The following is a 600-nucleotide window of genomic DNA, read 5'->3' as shown; positions in this document are numbered from 1 at the left end:
GAGTAGATACGTACTCATTACATTTGCATGTAATGTGCTTTTTATTTTGCTTGATTACAGTATCTAATCTGACTCAAGAGTCATTTTAAATACTGAGAACTCTTTATTTTTACAAAGTAAAAATAAAAATTTTCGTTTTATCAACACACCAATCAACTTGTAAACAAGTCATTGTTATTGTGTACTAATAAGAACTTTATCAGCTTTCCTAATTGTTAAAGAGCAGGTTTTTTCGTTAGAAAAAACCTTAGATAAAATAAACAATATCTTATCTAAGGTTTTTCTTTATGTTGGTACACTTCAATGAAGTGGTGGAGCTATGCGGGATCGAACCGCAGACCTCCTGCGTGCAAGGCAGGCGCTCTCCCAGCTGAGCTATAGCCCCAACATGGTTTGTACAGAGTCAAATTGGTGGGTCTGGGCAGATTTGAACTGCCGACCTCACCCTTATCAGGGGTGCGCTCTAACCAACTGAGCTACAGACCCAATTTGATTATTGAACGAGTCAATTATCTATACATCTCTTTTATATTCTAATCAAACAATCTGTGTGGGCACTAATAGTAGTTTCTTTACGTAAGGAGGTGATCCAGCCCCAGG

General features: G+C 37.5%; 2 tRNA genes. Both read right to left on the bottom strand.

The features are described from left to right. Positions 1 to 309 precede the first annotated feature (309 nt). Positions 310 to 385: transfer RNA gene (locus tag QQK09_RS19265), tRNA-Ala, on the bottom strand. 24 nt (positions 386 to 409) lie between these two features. Further along, positions 410 to 486, bottom strand: a tRNA-Ile gene (locus QQK09_RS19260). Positions 487 to 600: the final 114 nt, after the last annotated feature.

The organism is Psychromonas marina (genome assembly GCF_030161115.1).
Taxonomy (GTDB): domain Bacteria; phylum Pseudomonadota; class Gammaproteobacteria; order Enterobacterales; family Psychromonadaceae; genus Psychromonas; species Psychromonas marina.
The sequence above is the reverse complement of the archived record's forward strand: the minus strand, read 5'-3'. Positions and strand labels throughout refer to the sequence as shown.